Below are 20,733 nucleotides of genomic sequence, written 5' to 3'. Positions count from 1 at the left end.
CCCATGGACTTCGCCATCCCCGCCGACCTGCAAGCCTATTTGGGCGAACTCGACGCCTTCATCGCCGCCGAGATCAAGCCGCTCGAAGCGCAGGACGACAACATCCGCTTTTTCGACCACCGCCGCGAATATGCGCGCACGGATTTCGAGGCGGGCGGGCTGCCGCGGCACGAGTGGGAGGAGCTTCTGAAAGAGGCCACCCGCCGCGCCGACAAGGCCGGGCATTGGCGTTTCTCTGCCCCCAAGCGCTATGGCGGGAAGGACGGCAGCAACCTCTGGATGGCGGTGATCCGCGAGCATTTTGCGAGGGCGGGACTCGGCCTGCACAATGACTTGCAGAACGAGCACTCCATCGTCGGCAACTTCCCCTTCGTCGCCATGTTCGACCAGTGGGGGACGGAAGAGCAGAAGCAGGAGTTCATCCTCGGCGGGTTCGAGCGCACGCGGCGCGTCGCCTTCGGCCTCACCGAACCGCACCACGGCTCGGACGCCACCCACATGGAGACCCACGCGGTGCGCGAGACCCGCGACGGGGTGGATGGCTGGCTCATCAACGGCGAGAAGATGTGGATCACCGGGATGCACGTCGCCACCCACTGCGCGATGTTTGCGCGCACTTCGGGCAAGGCGGGCGACGCGAGCGGGATCACCTGCTTCCTCGTCCCCAACCCCACCCCGGGCCTCGAAATCAAGGAGTGGATGTGGACCTTCAACATGCCCACCGACCACCCGCGCCTTTCTGTCACCAACGTCTGGGTGCCCGATAGCGCGATCCTCGGCGTGGAAGGTCGCGGCCTCGCGCTGGCGCAGAGCTTCGTCCACCAGAACCGCATCCGGCAGGCGGCGAGTAGCTGCGGCGCGGCGCTCTACTGCATCGACGAGAGCGTGAAATATGCGCGCGAACGCAAGCCCTTCGGCGAGGAGCTGGCGCGCAATCAGGGCATCCAGTTCCCGCTGGTGGAGCTGGCGACGCAGGCCGAGATGCTGCGCCTCCTGATCTTCAAGACCGCGTGGGAGATGGACAACATGCCCCACGAGGCGATCGAGAAGACCATCTCCGACAAGGTCTCGATGTGCAATTACTGGGCGAACCGGCTGGTCTGCGAGGCCGCAGACCGCGCGATGCAGGTCCACGGCGGGATCGGCTATTCGCGCCACAAGCCCTTCGAGCACATCTACCGCCACCACCGCCGCTACCGGATCACCGAGGGCTCGGAGGAGATCCAGATGAGGAAGGTCGCGGCCTATCTGTTCGGCTATCTCGGGCCGAAGCGGGGGATGTTCGGGTGAGCCGGGCGCGCAGCTGGGCGGTCATCGGGCTGATCGCGCTGGCGATTGGCGGGGCGGTATGGGCAAGCCGCCCCCCTGACCGCATGCGAGAGATCTCCGGCGTCTGGCTTCTGGAGTTCGAGGGCTCGAACTTCTTCGAAGGCGCGACCGCAGCGACCGTCCGCGATTTCGATCCCGACGATGCGGGCTGGCTTGATGAAGGCGATGCGATAGACGTCGGAAAGCTGCTTGCCGAAGATGGCGGCTCTGCAAATTGCTACAAGGTCCATGCCTTCGAATTGCGCTTCAAAGGCCGCCGTCATGCCGGTGCGTCAGGTCATCTGGGCATGCGGAATTCGCGCTACGAGGTCGACGAAATCATCGAGATCAAGCCGATTGCTTGGCCGGAATGTGACTCGCCCTACGATTGGAAGGCTGAGCGCTAACCCCGCCGCCGCCACACCCCCGCGAGCAGGCTGCCGATCAGCACGTGCCACACCGCCGAGATCGCCGCCGGGACCGGCGCGAGCGCCGCCTGCGTCGCATTGGCGAATTGCGCGGCGAAGGCGGGGGTCTTGGCAAGGCCTGACCCGAGCCCCGAGTTCTGCATCCCCACCTCGATGCTGATCGTGCGCGCCTCGATCACCCCCAGCCCCAGCGCGCGGGCGAGGATGTAGCCCAGCGCAAAGCCGCTTGCGTGGAGCAGGAAGGTCGCCAGCAGCAGCACGCCCGCATTGGCGATGATCTGCGCCTTCGATCCGCCGACGATCCCGCCCACGATCAGGATCACGAGCACGATCAGGATCACGAGCACGATCGCCACCATCGGCAGCACCTCGCTCACCCGCGCCGCCGCGCGCGGGAACAGGCGGTTGAGGAGCGTGCCCGCCACCACCGGCAGCAGCACCACGCTCACCATCTGGACGAGGAGGTTCCAGCGGTCGATCTCCACATAGGCCCCCGCCAGCCACCCCGTCAGCAGCGGGGTCAGCACCACGGCCGCGAGCGTCGAGGCCATCGTCATCGCCACCGAAAGCGCCACGTGCCCGCGCGCGATATAGGTGACGATGTTTGACGCCGTGCCCCCGGGGCAGCAGGCGACGAGGATCAGGCCGACGGCGAGCCCCGGCTCCAGCCCCAGCAGCTTCGCCACCGCAAAACCCGACAGCGGCATCACGAGGAATTGCAGGCCCACCCCCGCCAGCAGCGCGCGCGGCATCCGCGCAAGGCCGCGGTAATCCTCGAAGGTCAGCGTCAGGCCCATCGCCAGCATGATCACGCCCAGCGCGAGGCTCAGCAGCGGCTGGCCGGCAAAGCTGATCCGCCCGTCGGTCATCCAGATGAAGGCGGGAGGATAGAGCCACGCCAGCCCCACCCCGATCACGGTCAGGGCCGCGAAATTATTGGTGATTGTCCGCAGCATGGCCCGCCCCCGTCTCCTCGCATTTTGTCCCGCATCCGGCGCATTCCACCCCTAGCAATATCCATAAGTGCCGCTAGTCTGACCTGTTGAAACAGGGAGACTTTTCATGCGCTATCTGGTCGCCGCGCTGCTTGCGGGGACGTCTGCGGTATCGGCCACGGCAGGCGAGACCGTGCTGTACGAGACGCCCCCGGGTTGGGTCGATGTCGCCACGCTCGACGAGAAGCCGGCGGGCTCCAACGCGATCATCGTGCTGTTCGACCAGCAATCGCGGATCGAGGCCGGGCGGCTGTGGTCCTATGCCGACACCGCGATCGCGCTCGATTCGCCCGAAGCCCTGACCCGCTTCGGCACGCTTCAGGCGAGCTGGATGCCCGATAAGGGCGATCTCATCGTCCACCGCGTCCAGCTGGTGCGCGGCGGGACGGTGATCGACGTTCTGAAGGAAGGCACCAAGTTCGAGGTGCTGCGCCGCGAACGCGGGCTGGAGAACCGCCTCGTCGATGGTGCGCTCACCGCCACGCTGGCGGTGCCGGGTGCCAAGCTCGGCGATGTGCTGCGCCTGAGCTATTCGGTCACCACCAGCGATCAGGCGATGGGCGACAACGTCCAGTGGGAATCCGCGCTCTTCGCCAAGCCCTTCCCGCTCGAGAAGGGCCGCGTCTCGGTGTCGTGGCCGCAGGCGCTGCCGGTCACCCGCAAGCGCTTCGGCAAGGCCGAGGTGCCCGAGCCGGTGCTCAAGGACGGGTTCTACACCTGGAGCGCGGCCATGCCCGTGGCCGAGCAGGAGGAGACCCCCGAGGACGCGCCCTCGCGCTTCCGCCTCGGCGAGCTGATGCAGGTGTCGACCTATGCCGATTACGCGGCGGTCTCGAAGAACCACGCCCCGCATTACCGCACCGCCGGGCAGGTCAAGCCGGGCGGCGATCTGGCCGCGCGCATCGCTGCCATTGCCGCGGCGAGCAAGGACCCGCTCACCCGCACCGCGATGGCGCTGCGGATGGTGCAGGACGATGTCAGCTATCTGATGAACGGCATGGATGGCGGCAACTACATCCCGCAGCTGCCCGAGGAGACCTGGACCAAGCGCTTCGGCGATTGCAAGGCCAAGACCCTGCTGCTGCTGACCATGCTGCGCGAGCTGGGGATCGAGGCCGAGCCCACGCTGGTCGTCTCGCAAGGCGGCGACGCCCTGCCCGAATTCGTGCCGATGCCGGGCAATTTCGATCACGTGATCGTGCGCGCGATCATCGATGGCAAGAACTACTGGCTCGATGGCACCACCTCGGGCGTGCGCAAGGAGACGATGGACGAAGTGCCGCGCTTCTTCCACGCGCTGCCCTTGCGCGAGGAAGGCGCCGATCTGATGGCGCTCGATACGCGGGTGCAGTCCACCCCCGATCGCAAGGTTCGCCTGACGGTCGATCACAGCGCGGGCCTGCGCGTTCCGGCGACCTTCGATCTGACGGTCGAATATCGCGGCACGCTCAGCGCCGATTGGCGGACGATTGCCGATCAGGGCAACGAGGAGATGCGCAAGGACGCCGTCAACAACATGCTCAGCGAAGTGCTCGGCGATGCGCAACTGGTCGATCACACGCTGCGTTACGATGCCGATGCGGGCCTTGCGCTGGTCAATGCCAAGGGCATCCTCGGCAGCGTGTGGGAGCGTGACGGCACCGAATACCGCTTCGATCCGCCGGCCCAGGCCGCGCGCGAGGTGGGCTTCGAGGCCGACCGGGCGCGCACCGCATGGCGCGGCATCCCGCTTTCGCTCAACGGGCCGGTCTATTTCACCAGCAACGCCGAAGTGCTGCTGCCGGCCGATCTGCCGCCAGTGAAGCTCGAAGGCAGCGCCGCGCCGGTGGCGGCGACCATCGGCGGGGTGGAGCTGGCCTCGGCCGCGCGGCTCGAAGGCGGCAAGATGGTGATCGACCAGACCATGCGCACGCTCGAGGCGGAACTGCCCGCCGACAAGATCGGCACCGCGCGGCGCGAGCTCAACCGCTTCGATCGCCAGCTGCCGGTGCTGCGCACCGCAGGCGGCGTGCGCGAGCTGTGGGAGTATTTCGGCAAGGACCGCAGCCGGCTTTCGAAGATCGAGACGGCCTATGCCAAGGCGGTCGCGCAGGCCAAGCCCGACGATCCCTGGCCGCTGACCAACCGCGCCAGCTTCCGCGCCGGGATCTTCGACCACGCCGGCGCGCTGGCGGATGTCGAGGCGGCGATGAAGATCGAGGATTCGCGCGATCTCTACCTGTTCCGCGCAGGGCTGCGGCGCGAGCTCGGCAATCTCGAAGGCGCGCTTGCCGATCTGGTCGAGGCCGAAACGCTCGAACCCGATGGCTCGACCTATTCCGAGCAGATCGACATCCTCGCGCTGCTCGGCCGGGCAAACGAAGGGCTGGCGCTGGCCGAGGATTTCGAGGCGCTGACCAAGGAGCCGACCGAGCACACCGGCGTGATGGCGCAGGCGCTCGGCTGGCAGGGCGCGGCCGACGAAGGGCTCGACCTGCTCGATGCGCTGGTCGCCAAGCGGCCGACCGACGGCAACCTGCTCAACACGCTGTGCTGGCAGGCGGGGATCTGGTCGAAGATGGATGCCGAGCGGCTCGAGGCCTGCACCAAGGCGGTCGAGAAGAGCGACAATTCGCCCGGCGCGCTCGATAGCCGCGCGATGGCGCATTTCCGCCTCGGCAACCTCGCGGCGGCCAAGGCCGATGTCGATGCGGCGCTGCTGGCGGCGCCCTACCAGACCGAAAGCCGCCTGCTGCGCGGGATCATCCTCAACGCGATGGGCGATCCGGCGGGCAAGGCCGAGGTCGCGCTGGCGCTGAAGATGCGCCCGTCGCTGGCGGCGAGCTACAAGGCGTGGGGGCTGACGTTCTAGCAGCCTTGTGAAACGCGGTCGGAGGGGGACTGGTGCCAGACCCCCTCCAGACCCGAACGGGCGCGGGCCAGACCCCCTCCAGCGCGGGCCAGACCCCCTCCAGACCCCTCCCAGACCCCCGTCTGCGGGTGCTTCACGTGAAACATCGGCGCCTAATCGGCGCTGGCGGAGGCTTCGAGCAGGGTCCTCAGATCCTTGAGCGCCTTGGCCCGCAATTGGTGGACGCGCGGCACGCTGACCTCCAGCACAGCGGCGATTTCGGTGAGGTTCAATTCCTCGACGAAGAACAGTTGGAGCACCAGCTTGAGCCGGTCGGGCAGGCGGACCATCGCCCCGATCAGCCGCTCCCGGTCCTCCGCCGCGCACAGCGCCTCGAAGGGGTCGGGATCGTCGGAGGCGAAGGCGAGGCTGGTCTCGTCATAGGCATCGTCGATCGGGGTAAGCCGCACGCCCGAGGCTTCGATGGCGAGCAGCTCGGCGTCGGAAATCTCCATTCTTTCAGCTAGTTCCGCACGGCTCGGCTCGCGTCCGAGTGACCCGCGCAGACTGGCGAGCGCGCGTTCGTAGGTGCTCCGCTTGGCCCGCGCGGTGCGGCTGTCATGGGCGACGCGGCGCACCTCGTCGAGCATCGCGCCGCGCACCCGGATCTTGGCATAGGCGGCGAACCCGTCCTCGGTCGGCCCGGCGTGGCGCTGTGCGCATTCGGTGAGCGCGAGGATGCCGGCCTGCACCAGATCCTCGATCTCCAGCCCCTCGCGCCCGTGCCCGTGGATGTGCCACGCGGTGCGACGGACGAGCGGGAGGAAGCGGCGCACGCGGTCCTCGACCTCGGCCCGCGACGGGGCATAGGGCTGGACGCCATATGCTTGAGAAACCGTCGAAAAAGCGCTGTGATCGTGCTTCATGCGGCGAGCTCCTCACGCGGCGGCGGGGCGAGGGCCGGGGCCTCTTCCGGGGCGCCGATGACCCCGATCACGGCAATCGGCTGGGTCGCCGGAAGCTCGGCGATGGAGAGCACCAGACAGCGCGGCGCGCGCACCTTGAGCAGCGCGGCAAGCGCACGGCGGGCCGGCGGCTGGACGATCAGCGCGATCGGGCAGCCCTGCTCGTCGGCAAAGCGCCCCGCCTCGCGCACGATCATGCCGCCACAATCGGGCTCGATCAACGGCTGCCCGGTCGAGGGATCGATCATCCCGCCAAGGATCGCGCTTTCGAGCCCGGCATCGAGCGTTACCACCTTGAGCGGCTCGCCCGGCGCTGCGATCCGGGCGACGAGGCGCTGCGCCATGTCGGCCCGCACTGCGTCGATAACCCCATCGAAATCCGAGGTTTTCTGGAGCGCGAGCGCCAGCGCGGTGAACAGCGGCTGGGGGTGGGCGAGCCCGATCCCGTCGGCCATCAGCGCGCGCAAAGTGCGGGTCAGCGCGGCGAGCGGGAGCGGGTCGGGATAGACCGCCTCGACCAGCGCAGGCGAGCGCGCCTTGAGGCCATCGACCCACTCGCGCACCTCGTCTGGCCCGAGCAGCTGGTGCGCCTCGGTCAGGAGCGCCTGGTTGGCGTGGGTGGCGATCACCGAAGCCGGATCGACCACGAGGAAACCCTCGGCCACGGCATGGTCACGCGCGGCCGGCGCGATCCACAGGGCGGGGCAATCGAACGAGGGATCGCGCGTCGCCTCGCCGGTAAGACCATGCCCCGGGCGCACGTCGCCCGCGTCGATGGCGAGCAGCTTTCCGGGCCGAACGCTCCCGCGCGCGATGCTCACCCCGCCCATCAGCACGGCGTAATCCTGCGCGGCGAGATCGAGCGAATCGCGGATGCGGAACTGCGGCAGCACAAAGCCGAGATCGCGCGAAAGCTGCTTCCTGATGCCCGTGATCCGCGTGATCAGCGGCGACCCTTGCGCGGCGTCGACAAGGCCGACGATGCCGTAGCCAAGCTCGATGGTGACCAGCGTCCCGTCCGCCACATCGGCGAGCGCGATGTGATCGGGGGCGACCTCCTCCTCGGGATCGGCAGGCGGAGCGGGGCGCGCGGCGCGCTTTTTCAGCTGCCACCAGATCCCTGCGGCGATGCTGGCGGCGGGGAGAAAGATCGTCTGCGGCATGGCCGGGACAAGGCCGATCGCGCCGAGGATCAGCGCCACCGGCAGCCATCCGCGCGGGTCGGCGAACTGGCCGCCGATCTGCCCCGCAAGGTCGCGCTGGTCGCTCACCCGCGTGACGATCGCGGCGGCGGCGATCGACAGCAGCAGCGCGGGCACTTGCGCCACCAGCGCGTCGCCCACGGCGAGGGTGACATAGGCCTCCCCCGCCTCGCTGGCGGAAAGCTCGTGGCTGATCATGCCGATCGCGAAGCCCGCGACGATGTTGACCCCGAGGATCAGCAGCGCCGCGACCGCATCGCCCTTCACGAACTTGCTGGCACCGTCCATCGACCCGTAGAAATCGGCCTCGACCGTCACCTCGCGGCGGCGCTCGCGCGCTTCGTCGGCGGTGATGAGGCCTGCGGCGATGTCGGCGTCGATCGCCATCTGCTTGCCCGGCAAGGCGTCGAGCACGAAGCGCGCCGAGACCTCGGACACGCGGCCCGCGCCCTTGGTGATGACAATCATGTTGATGATCATGAGGATCGCGAAGACGAACAGGCCGACGACGAAGTTGCCGCCCACGAGGAAGGCCGCGAAGCTCTCGATCACGTGGCCTGCCGCAGCGCCTCCTTCGTGCCCGTGGACGAGCACGACGCGGGTCGAGGCGACGTTGAGGGCGAGGCGCAGCAGGGTCGCAAACAGCAACACGCTCGGAAAGCTCGAGAAATCGAGCGGGCGGCGGGCGTTGAGTGCGACCATCAGCACCGCGATCGAGATCGCGATGTTGAGCACGAAGAAGATGTCGAGCAGCATCGCCGGGATCGGCAGCACCATCAGCGCCAGCAGCGCGAAGATGCCGACCGGCAGGGCGAGCGAGGCGGAGACGCCGCCGAAGCGGGCTGCGGGGGACTTTGAAGCCAGCATGGTCTGCGTCACAGGCCGAAGGCTTTCAGGCGGTCATAGGCGCGGCGTACCTGCGGCGGGGCGGCGGCGGGATCGGTGCCGAAGGTGCTGCCGAGGATCTGCGACATCGGCGCCCGGCGCGCGCCGCGCGGGGCCGCGGGTGCCGAGGTCTGGGTAAGCGCGGGCACCGAACCCGGACCGAACACTGCCTCGTCCGCGATGAGATAGGGGGCGGAGGTGAAGCCGCCCGCGGCGGGGACGGCGTTGCTATAGCCGCTGCGGTAATCCGCCCGGGCATAGCGCGGCGCGCGGCCATCGCTCGCCCGGTCGAGCGCGCGGCCCATCTTGTTCTCGATCACGTCCATCACCTGCGCGAGGCTGCGGGGGCTGCCGTCGGGCGCGTAGAAGATGCCGCGATTGGCAGCGGCAGGCCGCGCGAACAGCGCTGCGGCGTTCTGCGAGGGATCGGCCTGCAATTCGCTGAGGAACCTTCCGGCCGCACCCGCGCCGAGGAAGTGCGCGAGGTAGAGCTCCCCGTGGCTCGGCTGACGGCCGAGGATCGGCATCAGGTAGGCGCGGTTGTCCTCGGCAAGGCCGGCCGCCATCAGCGAGGCGATCTGCGGATCGTTGCGCAGCGCGAGGATCGCTTCGCGCCGGGCGGGATCGGCGACCCAGGCATTGCCGCTGTCGGTCATGGCGATCTGGTCGGCGACATCGCCCATGCCGAAGCGCGCGCCGTGGCGCTTCATGGTGCCGAGCCAGGTGCTCTCGATGAACTGGTAGAGCCCGGTCGCGCTGCTGGTGGCGGCGCGGGCATCGGGATCCATCGCGGACTCGACCTGCGCCTGGGCGAGCAGGAAGTTGAAATCGACGCTGGTCGCCTGCGCGGCATTGGCGATCGCGGCCTCGACCGAACCGGCGGGCGCGGCAATCTCGCGCGAGGCTCCGGGCTCGAAGCCTTCGATCCCGGCGCGCGCTGCGGCATGGGTGCGCGCTGCGGCTTCGAACCCGGCGCGGATCGTGCCGGCGGGCAGGTTCAGCGATGTCGAGGATTGGCTCATGCGCCCTCCGCCTCATGGTAAACGCCGCGGGATGCGGCGCTTTCACAGGCGGATAGTGCAAACGGTGTGCCAGTTCGGGCCGCGCGGCCCTAGGTAGGAACCCTAGGCTCTTGCAGGGGTGTAGGTGGCGCGCGGCATCCGGCGCGCGCCGCCGAGGGCCTCGATCCGCGCGGCGACATTGGCGGCGAGCAGGTTGCGCACCCGGCGGTTGACCTCGTTCAGCTGGCGCGCGGTCTCGGCAAGGCTGCGGGTCTCGCCGTCGAGCACCTGCGGGCCGATTGCGGCGAGCTCGTCGCACAGAAGGTCCTTCTCGCGCGCGGCCCCGATCAGCCCATCGGCATCGAGCGCGGCAAGCGCTTGCCGCTCGCGTTCGAGGACGGCAATCATCTGCCGCAATCCTGCCGCCAGCGGACTGGGGGCAACGGGTGCGAGTGGGCGGCGGGCGGGGACGAGGATATCGGGCACGCGCTCAGCTCCGCTCGGGCAGCGACAGGCTGACCTGCGCGGCGATCATCGCGTCGACGATCTTGGTCGGCACCAGCGGGTAGGAGCCGTCCTGCAGCGCGGCCTTGATCTGGCTCACACGCTCGGCATCGATCGGCGGGGTCGGGGCTTCGCTGGCGGTGCTCACCTCGAGGCTGACGCCGGGCGTGACGGCGCCTGACGGGGCCGCGGCGGCGGTGCGGGGGCGCGCTTCGATCTGCGCGCGCTCGCCGGCGCTGACGGCGCGGGCGGCGCCGACGGCAGGCAATTTGCTCAGTTCGACAGAGGGCATGGCGGTTGTCCTTCGATCAGGTCTCTGCGGGCGAGAACGGCAGCAGGGGCGGGTGTTTAAGGGGGCGGGGACGGCGGCGTTCAGTCGGCGGGAATGACGACGAGACCGGGGCGCTCGATACGGGCGCGCAGGCCCTCGGCCTTGGGGCCGGTGCGCACGGTGATCCAGTCGCCGACCGCGCCCGCCTCCATCGCTTCGCCCGGCTTCTGGACGCTGAACCCGCGCCCTCGCACGACCACCGTCACGGCCTCGCCCCGCTTGACGGCAGGCGTTGCGGCGCGGGCAGCGGCGGACTGGCCTTGCGCCGGGGCGATGGCGACGAAGATCCGCCAGCTTGCCGGCCCCGGACATTCGACCAGCACCGCGGTGCGCGCGGGCGTGTGCCAGCTCACCGCCAGCGGCCCGCCGCACGGCGCAAGCTGGAGCCGCGGGTCGCTCGCCATGCGCGCGCCGCCGGGGGCACCGATGGCAGCGCCAGTGAAGTCGGCCACGGCGCGGTCGATCATCGCCGGATCGGTCGCTGCCGCGCGGGTCTGCGCCCCGGCGTCGGGATCGCACAAAGGCAGCAGCATCGGGAGCACCAGCGGGCTCAGCCGCCAGCCATGCGTCCAGTTCGTGGGGGTCTCCATCGGGCATGCATCCTTGTTGTAACGCGGAATATCGTTCCGGAACGGAGCAAGGGCCATGCCAAGCGCCAAACTAGGCATTCTCCCGAGGCTGGGACGGCAAGGCGCTTAAGCATAAGCCGCTAGGCTTCGCTTCATCGACTTCCACCTTTGCCTGCGACACGCCTCCCGATGGTTTTTTCTTCCGGATTTTCCCGCGCCACCCGAGCCCGCGCCAAGGCGGTATCCCAGGCCGCTCCTGTTGCAGGCACCCGCGCCCATGAGGCCCGGCGCGAATTGCTCGAGCGGATCGGCGACTTCGTGGCGCGGCATGATCTCGATGTAACCGCAGCCAATATGGCGGCGATCTGCGGCGCCCTGTCGGGATCGAGCCCCGAACTTGCCAGTGCGTTGGTGCAGCGCGAGGCGGCGGGCGAGCCGATCGACCAGCGCTGGCTCGATACCGTCGCGCGGCTCGACCCTGACGGGCACAACCGCATCGCCGCGCTGGAGACGCTGTCGGACAAGCTCGAATATGCGCTCACCCGCTTTGCCGAAACCGCGCGCGAGGCGCAGAGCGAGACCAGCGGCCACCGCGGTGCGATCGGCGAGCAGATCGAAACCCTCGCCGGGCCGGACGGGCTGGCACACGTGATCGAACTGTCGCGCGCGATGCTGGCGCGGATCGAGCAGGTCGAGGCGGCCATGGCGCGCAGCGAGGTCGAGATCGACCGGCTGCGCGAAAACCTCGCCCAGGCCCGCAGCGAGGCCGATGTCGACCATCTCACCCGCCTGCCCAACCGCCGCGCCTTCGAACGCCAGCTCGTCACCGCCGCGATCGAGGCGCGCGCCTCGGCCAAGCCGCTCAGCATCGCCTTCTGCGATGTCGACAACTTCAAGCAGGTCAACGACCGCCACGGCCATGCCGCGGGCGACCGCGTGCTGTGCGCGCTGGCGGCGAGCTTCCGCGAGATGGCGGGCGATTCGTGCTTTACCGCGCGTCACGGCGGGGAGGAATTCGTGCTGCTGTTCTACGGGCTCGACAAGGAAGCGGCCAAGGGCCGGCTCGATGCGATCCGCCGAGCCCAGGCGGCACGGATGCTGATGAACCGCGACACCGGCCAGCCTTTCGGCAAAATCACCTTCTCAGGCGGCGTGGCTGAGGTCGGCCCCGATGCCGACACGCGCGGCGCGCTGGGAAGGGCGGATGCGGCGCTCTACCGGGCCAAGCAGCTCGGCCGCAACCGCGTCGAACTCGGCTGAGCAGAGGCGCGCCGGTCAGGACGCGCCGCCGCTCCTTTCTCCGTCGGCCATCTTGGCATCATAGGCGAGGCTCGCCCAGATCTCGTCGGCCGGGCCTGCGGCGATGATCGTGCGCACCCGCGCACCGCCTGCGCGGGCTTCGGCGGCGAGCGCCTCGGTCCGGGCCCAGGCCGCCGCCTCGCCGCCCTTGGCGTAGATCGCGAAGATTGTCAGCGTCGCGCGCGGATCGGGGGCCTGCGTCTTCAGCCATTCGCCCAGGCTCGGCCCGCCCGCCACGGGGCGGAACAGCGCCTGCGCGGCGGCGACTTCGGGCCGGGTTTCCTTGCGCGTGGTCTGTTCCTGCACCGCGCGCGCGGCAAGCCTGCGGCCGGTCTCGGCCTCGGCAGCGGGCAGCGCGGAGAGTGTCAGCAGGAACAGGATCAGCGCGAGATCGGCGAGGATGATCTGCCATCCGTGCCGCCCGCGCGAGGGCGAGAGAACGTGGGTCATGCCACGCCCCGCAGGTGCGGGCGCGGGCCCTGTGCCGGGTTGCGCTCGATCTGCGCGACGAACCAGTCGGCCAGCGCCTCGCGCTCGCGTTCGTCATCATTGCCGCGCCGCTCGATCGCGCTGGCGACGGGGTAGCACACCAGATGCGCGATCAGCGCGCCGTAGAGCGAGGTCAGCACCGCGGTCGAGATCGCGGCCATGATCGTCGTGGTGGCCGCGGCATCGGGATGGGGGGTGAGCTGGGTGAAGCCGTAGAGCGTGCCGATCAGCCCGAACACCGGGGCGAGCTCGCCCGCCCAGCCGAACACCTGCGCGGCATTGACGCGGCGCGCCTCGTCAAGCGCGCGTTCGGCGCGGCGGATGCTGGCCAGCGGCTCGAGCGCGCCGTGGCGCAGATAGGTCTCGAGCATCAGGCCGAGCGCGCGGTCGGGCGGCAGCATCGGATCGGCCCGGCGCGGCCCGTCGCGCTGGATCGCGCTCACTGCCTGCGCCAGCGCCTTGCGGTTGGCCTCGCTCGAAAAGCCGCGGCGCAGCAGGCCGCCGGCGGAGCGCAGCGCCTCGCCGAAATCGCGCCAGCCCGTGCGCGCCACCGTGGCGAGGACCGTTCCGGCGACCACGATCGCCAGCGCACCGGGATCGAACAGCGACGAAAGTGTGGGCGGCATGGCGGAGTCCTCCTGGTGATGACCTCCTCCAGAACGGTCGCCGGGAAGGGGAATTAAGCCGGCACGCCGCAGCGGCAGGGGCTTGCCAAGGCGAGGGCAGGCGGGCGGCAAAAGCCTGCCGGTCTGCGCCCGCCCCCGCCCTAGCCTCCCGCGTGGCGCGGGTTTGGCACACTTCCTGCTGAACCGGTCGCGACCCGGCGGGCGTGCCCCGCTGCAGACAGGAGTCCATACGCGTGAACGAGCGACTTTTCGGTATCCACGGCGCCGCGCTCACCCTGCGTTCCGAGCGCATGGGGGTGATTGCCTCCAACATCGCCAATGCCGCCACCCCCGGCTACAAGGCGCGCGACATCGATTTCAACGCCGCGCTCGATGCCCGGCTGGCGCGCGAGCGTGGGGTGACGGTCGCCAACCCCGATGCCGGGATGGTGTGGCGCAATTCGACCATGCCCTCGCTCGATGGCAACACGGTCGAGCTGAACCGCGAACAGGTCGCCTTCGCCGAAAACGCGGTCGCCTATTCGGCAACGCTCAGCTTCGTGCAGGGCAAGGTCAGCACCATCACCCGCGCGCTGAAGGGCGAGTGAGGCCGATGCCCGATCGCACCCCCATGACGCTGTTCAGCCTCACCACCCGCGCCATGAGCGCGCAGATGGTGCGGATGAACGCGGCGACCTCGAACCTCGCCAACGCGGGGTCGGTCTCCTCCACCGAAGAGGGCGCCTACCGTCCGATCCGCGCCGTCTTCTCGGTCGAGCTCGACCGCGCCTCGGGCCTCGCGGGCGTCACCGCAGGCACGCTGGTGCGCTCCGAGACCGCCCCGACCAAGCGCTACGACCCTTCGCACCCGCTCGCCGACAAGGACGGCAACGTCTTCGAGGCCGCCGTCGATGAGACCGGCGAGATGGTCGAGATCATGGAGAGCGCGCGCCAGTACCAGAACCTGGTGCAGGCGCTCCAGACCGCCAAGCAGCTGATGCTCGAAACCCTGAGGAGCCAGTGATGACCACCACCACGACCACCAACACCACCAGCGCCGCCACGCAGGCGACACTCGACCGGCTGAATACGCCCTCACGGCTGAAGGGGGCGACGCAGTCGCTCGGCCAAGCCGATTTCCTGAAGCTGCTGACGACCCAGCTGTCGCAGCAGGACCCGCTCGAGCCGACCGACAACAAGGATATGCTCGCCCAGATGGCGCAGTTCTCCGCGCTCGCTGCGCAGACGGAAAGCGGCGCCACGCTGGAGCAGATCTCGGCCAAGCTCGACCGCCTGATCGCCGCCCAAGAGGCCGCTTTGCGGCCTCCTGCCTGAGCGCAAGCTGCTGCGCGCGCAGTCACCGCCCCCCAATCCTGATCCCGTCCCTTCCCCAGCCAAGAGGAATAAGCCCCCATGTCGTTCTTCACTTCGCTGTCCGGCCTCAAGAATGCCGAGACCGACCTGCGCGTCATCGCCCACAACATCGCCAACGCCGAAACCGTGGGCTTCAAGAAGAGCTCGGTGCAGTTCGCCGACCTCGTCGCCACCGGTTCCTCGACTGACCCGCGCCGCAGCCCGGGCATCGGCGCGACGATCGCCGGGATCACGCAGGACTTCGTGCTCGGCCCGCTCGAACAGACCGGCCGCAGCCTCGATCTCGCGATCGACGGCGACGGGTTCTTCGCGCTGTCGAACCCGCTGTCGGGCGATGTCAGCTACACCCGCAACGGCAACTTCCGCCTGACGGCCACCGGCGGGCTCGAGGATTCCTGGGGCAACCGCCTCCAGGCCTATCCGGTCGACGCGGCGGGCAACCCGACCTCGACCACCCCGGCCGATGTCAACGTGCCGCTCACCAACGGCGCGGGCGCGACGCTCGCCAACGTCACAATCAACGTGCGCGGCACGGTGATCGCGGCCTATGCCGATGGCACGACCGAGCCGGTCGGCCAGGTCGCGCTCGCCACCTTCCCGGCTCCCAACGGCCTGCGCACCGTGGGCCAGACCAAGTGGCAGGCGACCGGCGAATCCGGCGTGGCGGTGTTCGGCAATCCGGGTGTCGGCACCTATGGCAAGATGATCAGCGGCGCGCTCGAACGCTCGAACGTCGATCTGGCCGAGGAAATGGTCTCGCTGCTGACCGCGCAGCGCAATTTCCAGGCGAATGCCAAGGCGATCGACACCGCCACGCAGATCTCGCAAACCGTGCTGAACCTGCGTTCGTAAGCTCGTGGACCGGCTGATCTACACCGCTTTGACCGCGATGAACGCGGCGATGGACCGGCAGCGGGTGGTGGCGAACAACCTCGCCAACGCCTCGACGCCGGGCTTTCGCCAGGAAATCTTCGCGGTCACGCCGGCAACGCTCGTGAACGGCTCGCTCGAAGCCCGTGCGCCCGCGCGCGGCAATGTGCGCGGGGCGGACATGACGGCGGCGCGGGTGGTGCCGACCGGCAACCCGCTCGACGTCGCGCTCGAGGGCAAGGCGCTGATCGCGTTTCAGTCCCCCGACCGGCAGGGCGAGGTCTACTCGCGCCGCGGCGACCTGCGCGTCGGCGCGACCGGCGTGCTCGAGAACGGCGAGGGGCTGGCGGTGCTGGGCGAGGGCGGCGCGCCGATCACGGTGCCGCCGGGCTTCGGCCTCAGCATCGCTGCCGACGGTACGGTGCTCGCCGCAGACCCCGCCGCGCCCGGCACCGCCGCCGAGCCGGTCGGCCGCATCCGGCTGGTCAATCCCGAAGGCAGCCCGCTCGCCAAGGGGATCGACGGCTTTCTGAAGGTGCCGACTGCTGCCGGAGGAACCGGCGTCCTGCCGCCCGACCTCACCGCGCGCCTCACCCCCGGATCGCTCGAGATGTCCAACGTCGAGACCGCCGATACGCTGGTGCAGATGATCGAGGCGCAGCGCGCCTTCGAACAGCGCGCCAAGATCATCGCCACCGCAGGCGCGCTCGACGAGGCCGGCAGCGGCCTGATGGCGCTGCGCTGACCCTACCCAAGTTCCCAAGGAGACCTGACCCATGCCCACTTCCGCCCTTCACGTCGCCCGCACCGGCCTCGAGGCGCAGGATGCGCGGATGCGCGTCATCGCCAACAACCTCGCCAACATCGGCACCACCGCCTTCAAGCGCGACCGCGCGGACTTCGCGACGCTCGCCTATCAGGAGCAGCGTGTCGCCGGGCAGGCCTCGACCGGGCAGACCGCCTATGCCGTCGGCCTCAACCTCGGCACCGGGGTGCAGATCCAGGGCACGACGCGGATCGGAACGCAGGGGAACATGAACCCCACCGGCAACAACCTCGACATCGCGCTCGATGGCGACGGATTCTTCCAGGTCGAACTGCCGGGCGGCGGCCAGCCCGGCTACACCCGCGCGGGCAATTTCACCCTCTCGAACGACGGCACGCTGATCACCGCACAGGGCTATGCGCTCCAGCCGCCGATCCAGATCCCCGCCGGCGCGCAGTCGGTCACCATCGCCCCCGATGGCACCGTGACCGCGCTGACCCCGGGCAATGCCGAGCCGACGCAGCTCGGCCAGCTTTCGGTGGCGAGCTTCGTCAACCCGGCCGGCCTGCGCGCGATCGGTGACAACTTCCTCGTCGAGACTGCCGCTTCCGGCCCCGCTGAAGTCGGCTTTGCGGGCGAGAACGGGCGCGGGCAGATCCGGCAGGGGATGCTCGAGGCCTCGAACGTCAACGTGGTCGAGGAGCTGGTCGAGATGATCGAAGCCCAGCGCGCCTACGAGATCAATTCCAAGATGGTGAGCGCGGTCGACGAGATGCTGCGCAACGCCAACCAGACGCTGTGAGGCCAGCCATGACCCACCGCACCCTCGCGCTCGCCGCGCTGCCGCTGCTGCTGTCCGCCTGCATGGGCGGCGGCAAGGGCCCGCAGGCCGGCTTCACCGCACCCCCGCCCCCCGGCCCGGCGCTGACCGCCGCCAATTCCGCCGACCCCTATGCCGCGCCCGTAACTGCAGCGCAGCCCGCGAGCGCGGGGGCGATCTTCCAGGCGAGCAACGGCTATGCCGGGCTCGTCACCGGCACCCGCGCCCGCCAGCTGGGCGACATGGTGACGATCATCCTCACCGAGGCGACCACCACCGCCAAGAGCACCAGCGGCAAGACCAGCCGCGAAGGCAGCTTCGGAATCACCCCGCCGACCAAGGGTCCGCTCAACTTCCTCGACCCCGAAGCCCTTAAAGCTGCGGCCGAAGGGTCGTTCACGGGGGCAGGCAATGCCGCGCAGCAGAGCCGTCTGAATGGTGCGGTCGCGGTGACCATCGCCGCGATCTACCCCAACGGGACTGCCGAAGTGGTCGGAGAAAAGCAGATGATGCTCAGCCAGGGTGACGAGTGGGTGCAATTCGCCGGCCGCATCCGGCTGGTCGATATCGACAGCGACAACCGCCTCGCCTCCTCGCAGGTCGCCAATGCCCGGATCATCTATTCGGGCAAGGGCGCGGTGCAGCAGGCGAGCCGTCCGGGCTGGCTGAGCCGGTTCTTCAACTTCGTCTCACCGTTCTGAGGGGGGGACGCCATGAACCGCATCCGCATCCTCGCGCCGATCCTCTATCTGCTGATCGCGCTCGTCGCCGGGCAGATCCCGGGCACCGCCCATGCCGAGCGCATCCGCGATCTCGGCCAGTTCGAAGGGCTGCGCGCCAACCAGCTGACCGGCTACGGCATCGTCGTCGGCCTGCAGGGCACGGGCGACAACAACCTCGCCTACACCACCGAAGCGATGCGCGGGGTCTCCGGCCGGCTCGGCCTGCCGCTGCCGCCGGGGGTGAGCCCGACGCTGCGCAATGCGGCGGCGGTGATCGTGACGGCCGAGCTTCCCGCCTTCGCCAAGCCGGGGCAGCGGATCGACATCACGGTAGCCACGCTGGGACAGGCGTCTTCGCTGAGAGGCGGCGCGCTGGTGCTGACCCCGCTCTACGGCGCGGACGGGCAGATCTACGCGATGGCGCAGGGCAATGTCGCCGTGGGCGGCCTAGGCGTCACCGGGCGTGACGGTTCGCAGGTCAGCGTCAATGTCGCGACCGTCGGCCGCATCGCCGAAGGGGCGAGCGTCGAGCGTGCCGTGGCGACTGGGTTCGACACCTCCCCGACGCTGCGCTTCAACCTCCACCAGGCCGATTTCCTGACCGCCGCCCGCGTGCGCGACGCGATCAACGCCCGCTTCCCCGGCATCGCCAGCATCGCCGACGGGGTGAGCATCGCGCTCGCCCTGCCGCCGGGCAACAACGAGCGTTCGGGCATGATGGCCGAGATCGAGATGCTCGCCGTCAACCCCGCGCCGGTGGCCGCGCGCGTGATCGTCAACAGCCGCACCGGCACGGTCGTTATCAACGACGCGGTCCGCCTCGCCCCTGCTGCGGTCAGCCACGGCAAGGTCGTGATCCGGATCGACGAGAACCCCACGGTCGTCCAGCCCGCGCCCTTCAGCCAGGGGCAGACCGCGGTCGAGCAATCCTCCGACATCAGCGTCTCGGAAGAATCCAGCCGCGTCGCCTATCTGCCGGGCGCGGCCTCCCTCAACGATATCGTCGATGCGCTGAACCTGCTGGGCGTCGGGGCCTCCGATCTGGTGGTGATCCTCGAAAGCCTGAAGCAGGCCGGCAGCCTGCAAGCCGAAATGGTTGTGCTGTGACCGGGCCGGTTGCCCCTTACCGCCCGGTCGCAGCCGCCGGCAGCGCGGTTCGTCCCGGAGATTCGGTCTCCCCGGAGCGGGCCGCGCTGCGCAAGGCGGCTGAGGGCTTCGAGGCGATCATGGTGCGCAAGATGCTCGCCAGTGCGCGCGCTGCGAGCTTCTCCGAGGAGACCCCGCTCACCGGCGGCGGGCTCAAGCAGTTCGAGGCGATGCGCGACGAGCACTTCGCCGACATCGCCGCCGCATCCGGGGCCTTCGGGTTTGCCCGCAGTATCGAGGCGAGCCTCGCGCAATACCTTCCGGTGCAAAAGGATAGCTGATGCCTACCGCGATCTTCACCATCGGCCGTTCGGGCCTCACCGCGACCCGCCGCAGCCTCGAGCTGACGGCGCAGAACATCGCGAATGCCGAAAACGCCAACTATTCGCGCCGCACCCTGACGCAGGGCGAGCTGGTGATGACCGGATCGATCGGCGCCAACGCGCTGGACTCGCTCGGCGGGGTGAAGCCCGGGGTGATCGAGCGGGCCGAGAGCGGTCTGGTGCAGCGGCAGGCGCGCGACTCCTCCTCGGCCATGTCGGCGGCGGAAGCGGAATTCTTCGCCATGAAAGAGGCCGAAAGCGCGCTCGAGACCTCGGGAGTCTATAGCGGCCTGGTCGATTACGAGGCGGCGCTCACCCGGCTCCAGAACAACCCGACCGAGCCTGCCCTGCGCCTTGCCGCGCTGGAAGCCTCGCGCAAGATGGCGGGCAATTTCCGGATCGCCAACGGCACGCTCGCCAATGCGCGCAATCTGGTGCAGGCCGAAGTCGGCGCCAAGACACTGACGGTCAACGAACTTGCAGCCGAGCTCGCCAAGGTCAACGCCGATATCGCCGGTTCGCGCGATGGCACCGCGGGTCGCGCGGCATTGCTCGATGCGCGCGACAAGGCGCTGCGGGGCCTCGCCAAGGAATTCGGGATCACGCCGGTCATCAACGCCAACGGCACCGCCGATGTGACGATCAACGGCACGCCGCCGGTCTCGCTGGTCACAGGCGGTTCGGCGAACACGCTGGCGACCACCTTCGCCGCCGATGGCACCGTGACCTTCACGGTCGGGGCGACCAGCTTCGTCCCCGCTGGCGGGGCGATGGCGGGGCGCGCTGCCGCGCTGACCGAGATGGCGGGCGTGCAGTCCGGTCTCGATGCCCTCGCGGTCTCGGCGATCACGCTTTCGAACACCGCGCAGGCGAACGGCGTCGGTCTGGACGGCAATCCCGGCCAGCCGCTGTTCGCCGGCACGGGCGCGGGCAGCATCACGATGGTGCTCGCCTCGGCCGATGGCCTTGCGACTGCGCCGGCTGGCGCTCCGGCGGGTAGCCGCGACACCACCAACCTCGCCGCGCTGATCGACGCGCTCGGCTCCTCCACCGGGCCGATCACCGGCACCGACACGCTGCTGCTCGGCCTGTCGAGCAAGGTCTCCGCGCTCGAAACCCGCAAGGACGGGCTTAGCGTCGTCGCCGCCAGCGCCGAGGCCGAGCTGCTGCGCGAGACCGGCGTCGATCTCGACAGCGAGGCGGCCAATCTCGTGCGGCTGCAACAGGCGTTCGAGGCGAACAGCCGGGTGATCCAGGTCGCCGCGCAGCTGTTCGATACGATTCTGGAACTCAGGTAAGGG

23 protein-coding genes are annotated in these 20,733 nt (G+C 69.3%); 14 read left to right on the top strand and 9 right to left on the bottom strand.

The window, feature by feature from the left end; all coding sequences use genetic code 11:
• Positions 1-3 precede the first annotated feature (3 nt).
• Positions 4-1,290 (top strand): acyl-CoA dehydrogenase family protein, encoded by a 1,287-nt coding sequence (locus BZF57_RS16195; RefSeq protein WP_086739947.1) that lies wholly within the window; start codon positions 4-6, stop codon positions 1,288-1,290.
• Positions 1,287-1,715: a hypothetical protein gene (locus BZF57_RS16190; protein WP_086739945.1), complete on the top strand. Its 429-nt coding sequence runs from the start codon at positions 1,287-1,289 to the stop codon at positions 1,713-1,715. Before BZF57_RS16195 ends, BZF57_RS16190 begins: the two co-directional genes overlap by 4 nt.
• Here BZF57_RS16190 and BZF57_RS16185 read toward each other — a convergent pair.
• Positions 1,712-2,692, bottom strand: coding sequence for a bile acid:sodium symporter family protein (locus BZF57_RS16185; RefSeq protein WP_086739943.1), 981 nt, complete (start codon positions 2,690-2,692; stop codon positions 1,712-1,714). The genes BZF57_RS16190 and BZF57_RS16185 overlap by 4 nt on opposite strands.
• Positions 2,693-2,798: 106 nt before the next feature.
• Here BZF57_RS16185 and BZF57_RS16180 point away from each other — a divergent pair, with 106 nt between their 5' ends.
• A complete protein-coding gene (locus BZF57_RS16180; protein WP_086739940.1) occupies positions 2,799-5,582 on the top strand; it encodes a DUF3857 domain-containing protein in 2,784 nt (927 codons plus the stop codon).
• A 152-nt stretch (positions 5,583-5,734) separates the two neighbouring features.
• Here the strand turns inward: BZF57_RS16180 and BZF57_RS16175 are convergent, their stop codons facing one another.
• The 6 genes from BZF57_RS16175 to BZF57_RS16150 form a co-directional block, all read right to left on the bottom strand.
• A complete protein-coding gene (locus BZF57_RS16175; RefSeq protein WP_086739938.1) occupies positions 5,735-6,487 on the bottom strand; it encodes a sigma-70 family RNA polymerase sigma factor in 753 nt (250 codons plus the stop codon).
• Entirely contained in the window at positions 6,484-8,595 is a 2,112-nt protein-coding gene (locus tag BZF57_RS16170) for a flagellar biosynthesis protein FlhA (protein WP_086739986.1), read from the bottom strand. The genes BZF57_RS16175 and BZF57_RS16170 overlap by 4 nt, the downstream gene beginning before the upstream one ends.
• 8 nt (positions 8,596-8,603) lie before the next feature.
• Positions 8,604-9,635: a transglycosylase SLT domain-containing protein gene (locus tag BZF57_RS16165; protein WP_086739935.1), complete on the bottom strand. Its 1,032-nt coding sequence runs from the start codon at positions 9,633-9,635 to the stop codon at positions 8,604-8,606.
• Between the two features lie 102 nt (positions 9,636-9,737).
• Positions 9,738-10,100 (bottom strand): flagellar protein FlgN, encoded by a 363-nt coding sequence (locus BZF57_RS16160; RefSeq protein ID WP_240506019.1) that lies wholly within the window; start codon positions 10,098-10,100, stop codon positions 9,738-9,740.
• Positions 10,101-10,104: 4 nt separating this feature from the next.
• A complete protein-coding gene (locus BZF57_RS16155; protein ID WP_086739932.1) occupies positions 10,105-10,410 on the bottom strand; it encodes a flagellar biosynthesis anti-sigma factor FlgM in 306 nt (101 codons plus the stop codon).
• Between the two features lie 80 nt (positions 10,411-10,490).
• Positions 10,491-11,039: a flagella basal body P-ring formation protein FlgA gene (locus BZF57_RS16150; RefSeq protein ID WP_086739983.1), complete on the bottom strand. Its 549-nt coding sequence runs from the start codon at positions 11,037-11,039 to the stop codon at positions 10,491-10,493.
• 168 nt (positions 11,040-11,207) lie between these two features.
• On the opposite strand from BZF57_RS16150, the gene BZF57_RS16145 reads away from it, so the two are divergent.
• Entirely contained in the window at positions 11,208-12,278 is a 1,071-nt protein-coding gene (locus tag BZF57_RS16145) for a GGDEF domain-containing protein (protein ID WP_086739931.1), read from the top strand.
• A gap of 15 nt (positions 12,279-12,293) precedes the next feature.
• Here the strand turns inward: BZF57_RS16145 and BZF57_RS16140 are convergent, their stop codons facing one another.
• On the bottom strand, positions 12,294-12,767 hold the full coding sequence (locus BZF57_RS16140; protein WP_086739929.1) for a hypothetical protein: 474 nt from the start codon (positions 12,765-12,767) through the stop codon (positions 12,294-12,296).
• On the bottom strand, positions 12,764-13,432 hold the full coding sequence (locus BZF57_RS16135) for a MotA/TolQ/ExbB proton channel family protein (protein ID WP_086739927.1): 669 nt from the start codon (positions 13,430-13,432) through the stop codon (positions 12,764-12,766). Before BZF57_RS16135 ends, BZF57_RS16140 begins: the two co-directional genes overlap by 4 nt.
• Positions 13,433-13,665: 233 nt before the next feature.
• Between BZF57_RS16135 and flgB the strand changes: the two genes are divergently transcribed.
• The 10 genes from flgB to flgK all read left to right on the top strand — a co-directional run bounded on the left by flgB (position 13,666) and on the right by flgK (position 20,730).
• Complete coding sequence (gene flgB, locus BZF57_RS16130; RefSeq protein ID WP_206073285.1) at positions 13,666-14,019, top strand: flagellar basal body rod protein FlgB; 354 nt, start codon at positions 13,666-13,668, stop codon at positions 14,017-14,019.
• A 5-nt stretch (positions 14,020-14,024) separates the two neighbouring features.
• The gene (gene flgC, locus BZF57_RS16125; protein WP_086739924.1) at positions 14,025-14,435 is read left to right on the top strand and encodes a flagellar basal body rod protein FlgC; all 411 of its coding nucleotides are present in this window, start codon (positions 14,025-14,027) and stop codon (positions 14,433-14,435) included.
• The gene (locus tag BZF57_RS16120) at positions 14,435-14,746 is read left to right on the top strand and encodes a flagellar hook assembly protein FlgD (protein ID WP_086739921.1); all 312 of its coding nucleotides are present in this window, start codon (positions 14,435-14,437) and stop codon (positions 14,744-14,746) included. The genes flgC and BZF57_RS16120 overlap by 1 nt, the downstream gene beginning before the upstream one ends.
• Before the next feature lie 78 nt (positions 14,747-14,824).
• Complete coding sequence (locus BZF57_RS16115) at positions 14,825-15,637, top strand: flagellar hook-basal body complex protein (RefSeq protein ID WP_086739919.1); 813 nt, start codon at positions 14,825-14,827, stop codon at positions 15,635-15,637.
• Between the two features lie 4 nt (positions 15,638-15,641).
• Positions 15,642-16,400: a flagellar basal body rod protein FlgF gene (locus tag BZF57_RS16110; RefSeq protein WP_086739916.1), complete on the top strand. Its 759-nt coding sequence runs from the start codon at positions 15,642-15,644 to the stop codon at positions 16,398-16,400.
• A 31-nt stretch (positions 16,401-16,431) separates the two neighbouring features.
• Positions 16,432-17,223 (top strand): flagellar basal-body rod protein FlgG, encoded by a 792-nt coding sequence (flgG, locus tag BZF57_RS16105; protein ID WP_086739913.1) that lies wholly within the window; start codon positions 16,432-16,434, stop codon positions 17,221-17,223.
• An 8-nt stretch (positions 17,224-17,231) separates the two neighbouring features.
• Positions 17,232-17,942 carry a flagellar basal body L-ring protein FlgH gene (locus BZF57_RS16100; protein WP_086739910.1) on the top strand — a complete coding sequence of 237 codons (711 nt, stop codon included), beginning with the start codon at positions 17,232-17,234 and terminating at the stop codon, positions 17,940-17,942.
• Between the two features lie 12 nt (positions 17,943-17,954).
• A complete protein-coding gene (locus BZF57_RS16095; protein ID WP_086739907.1) occupies positions 17,955-19,070 on the top strand; it encodes a flagellar basal body P-ring protein FlgI in 1,116 nt (371 codons plus the stop codon).
• Complete coding sequence (locus BZF57_RS16090) at positions 19,067-19,390, top strand: hypothetical protein (protein WP_086739905.1); 324 nt, start codon at positions 19,067-19,069, stop codon at positions 19,388-19,390. Before BZF57_RS16095 ends, BZF57_RS16090 begins: the two co-directional genes overlap by 4 nt.
• The gene (gene flgK / locus BZF57_RS16085) at positions 19,390-20,730 is read left to right on the top strand and encodes a flagellar hook-associated protein FlgK (protein WP_086739903.1); all 1,341 of its coding nucleotides are present in this window, start codon (positions 19,390-19,392) and stop codon (positions 20,728-20,730) included. Before BZF57_RS16090 ends, flgK begins: the two co-directional genes overlap by 1 nt.
• Positions 20,731-20,733 lie beyond the last annotated feature (3 nt).

Origin of the sequence: Erythrobacter colymbi (assembly GCF_002155685.1) — a bacterium.
Classification (GTDB): Bacteria; Pseudomonadota; Alphaproteobacteria; order Sphingomonadales; family Sphingomonadaceae; genus Erythrobacter; species Erythrobacter colymbi.
Note: the sequence above shows the minus strand (reverse complement) of the source record. Positions and strands in the feature narration are given on the sequence as shown.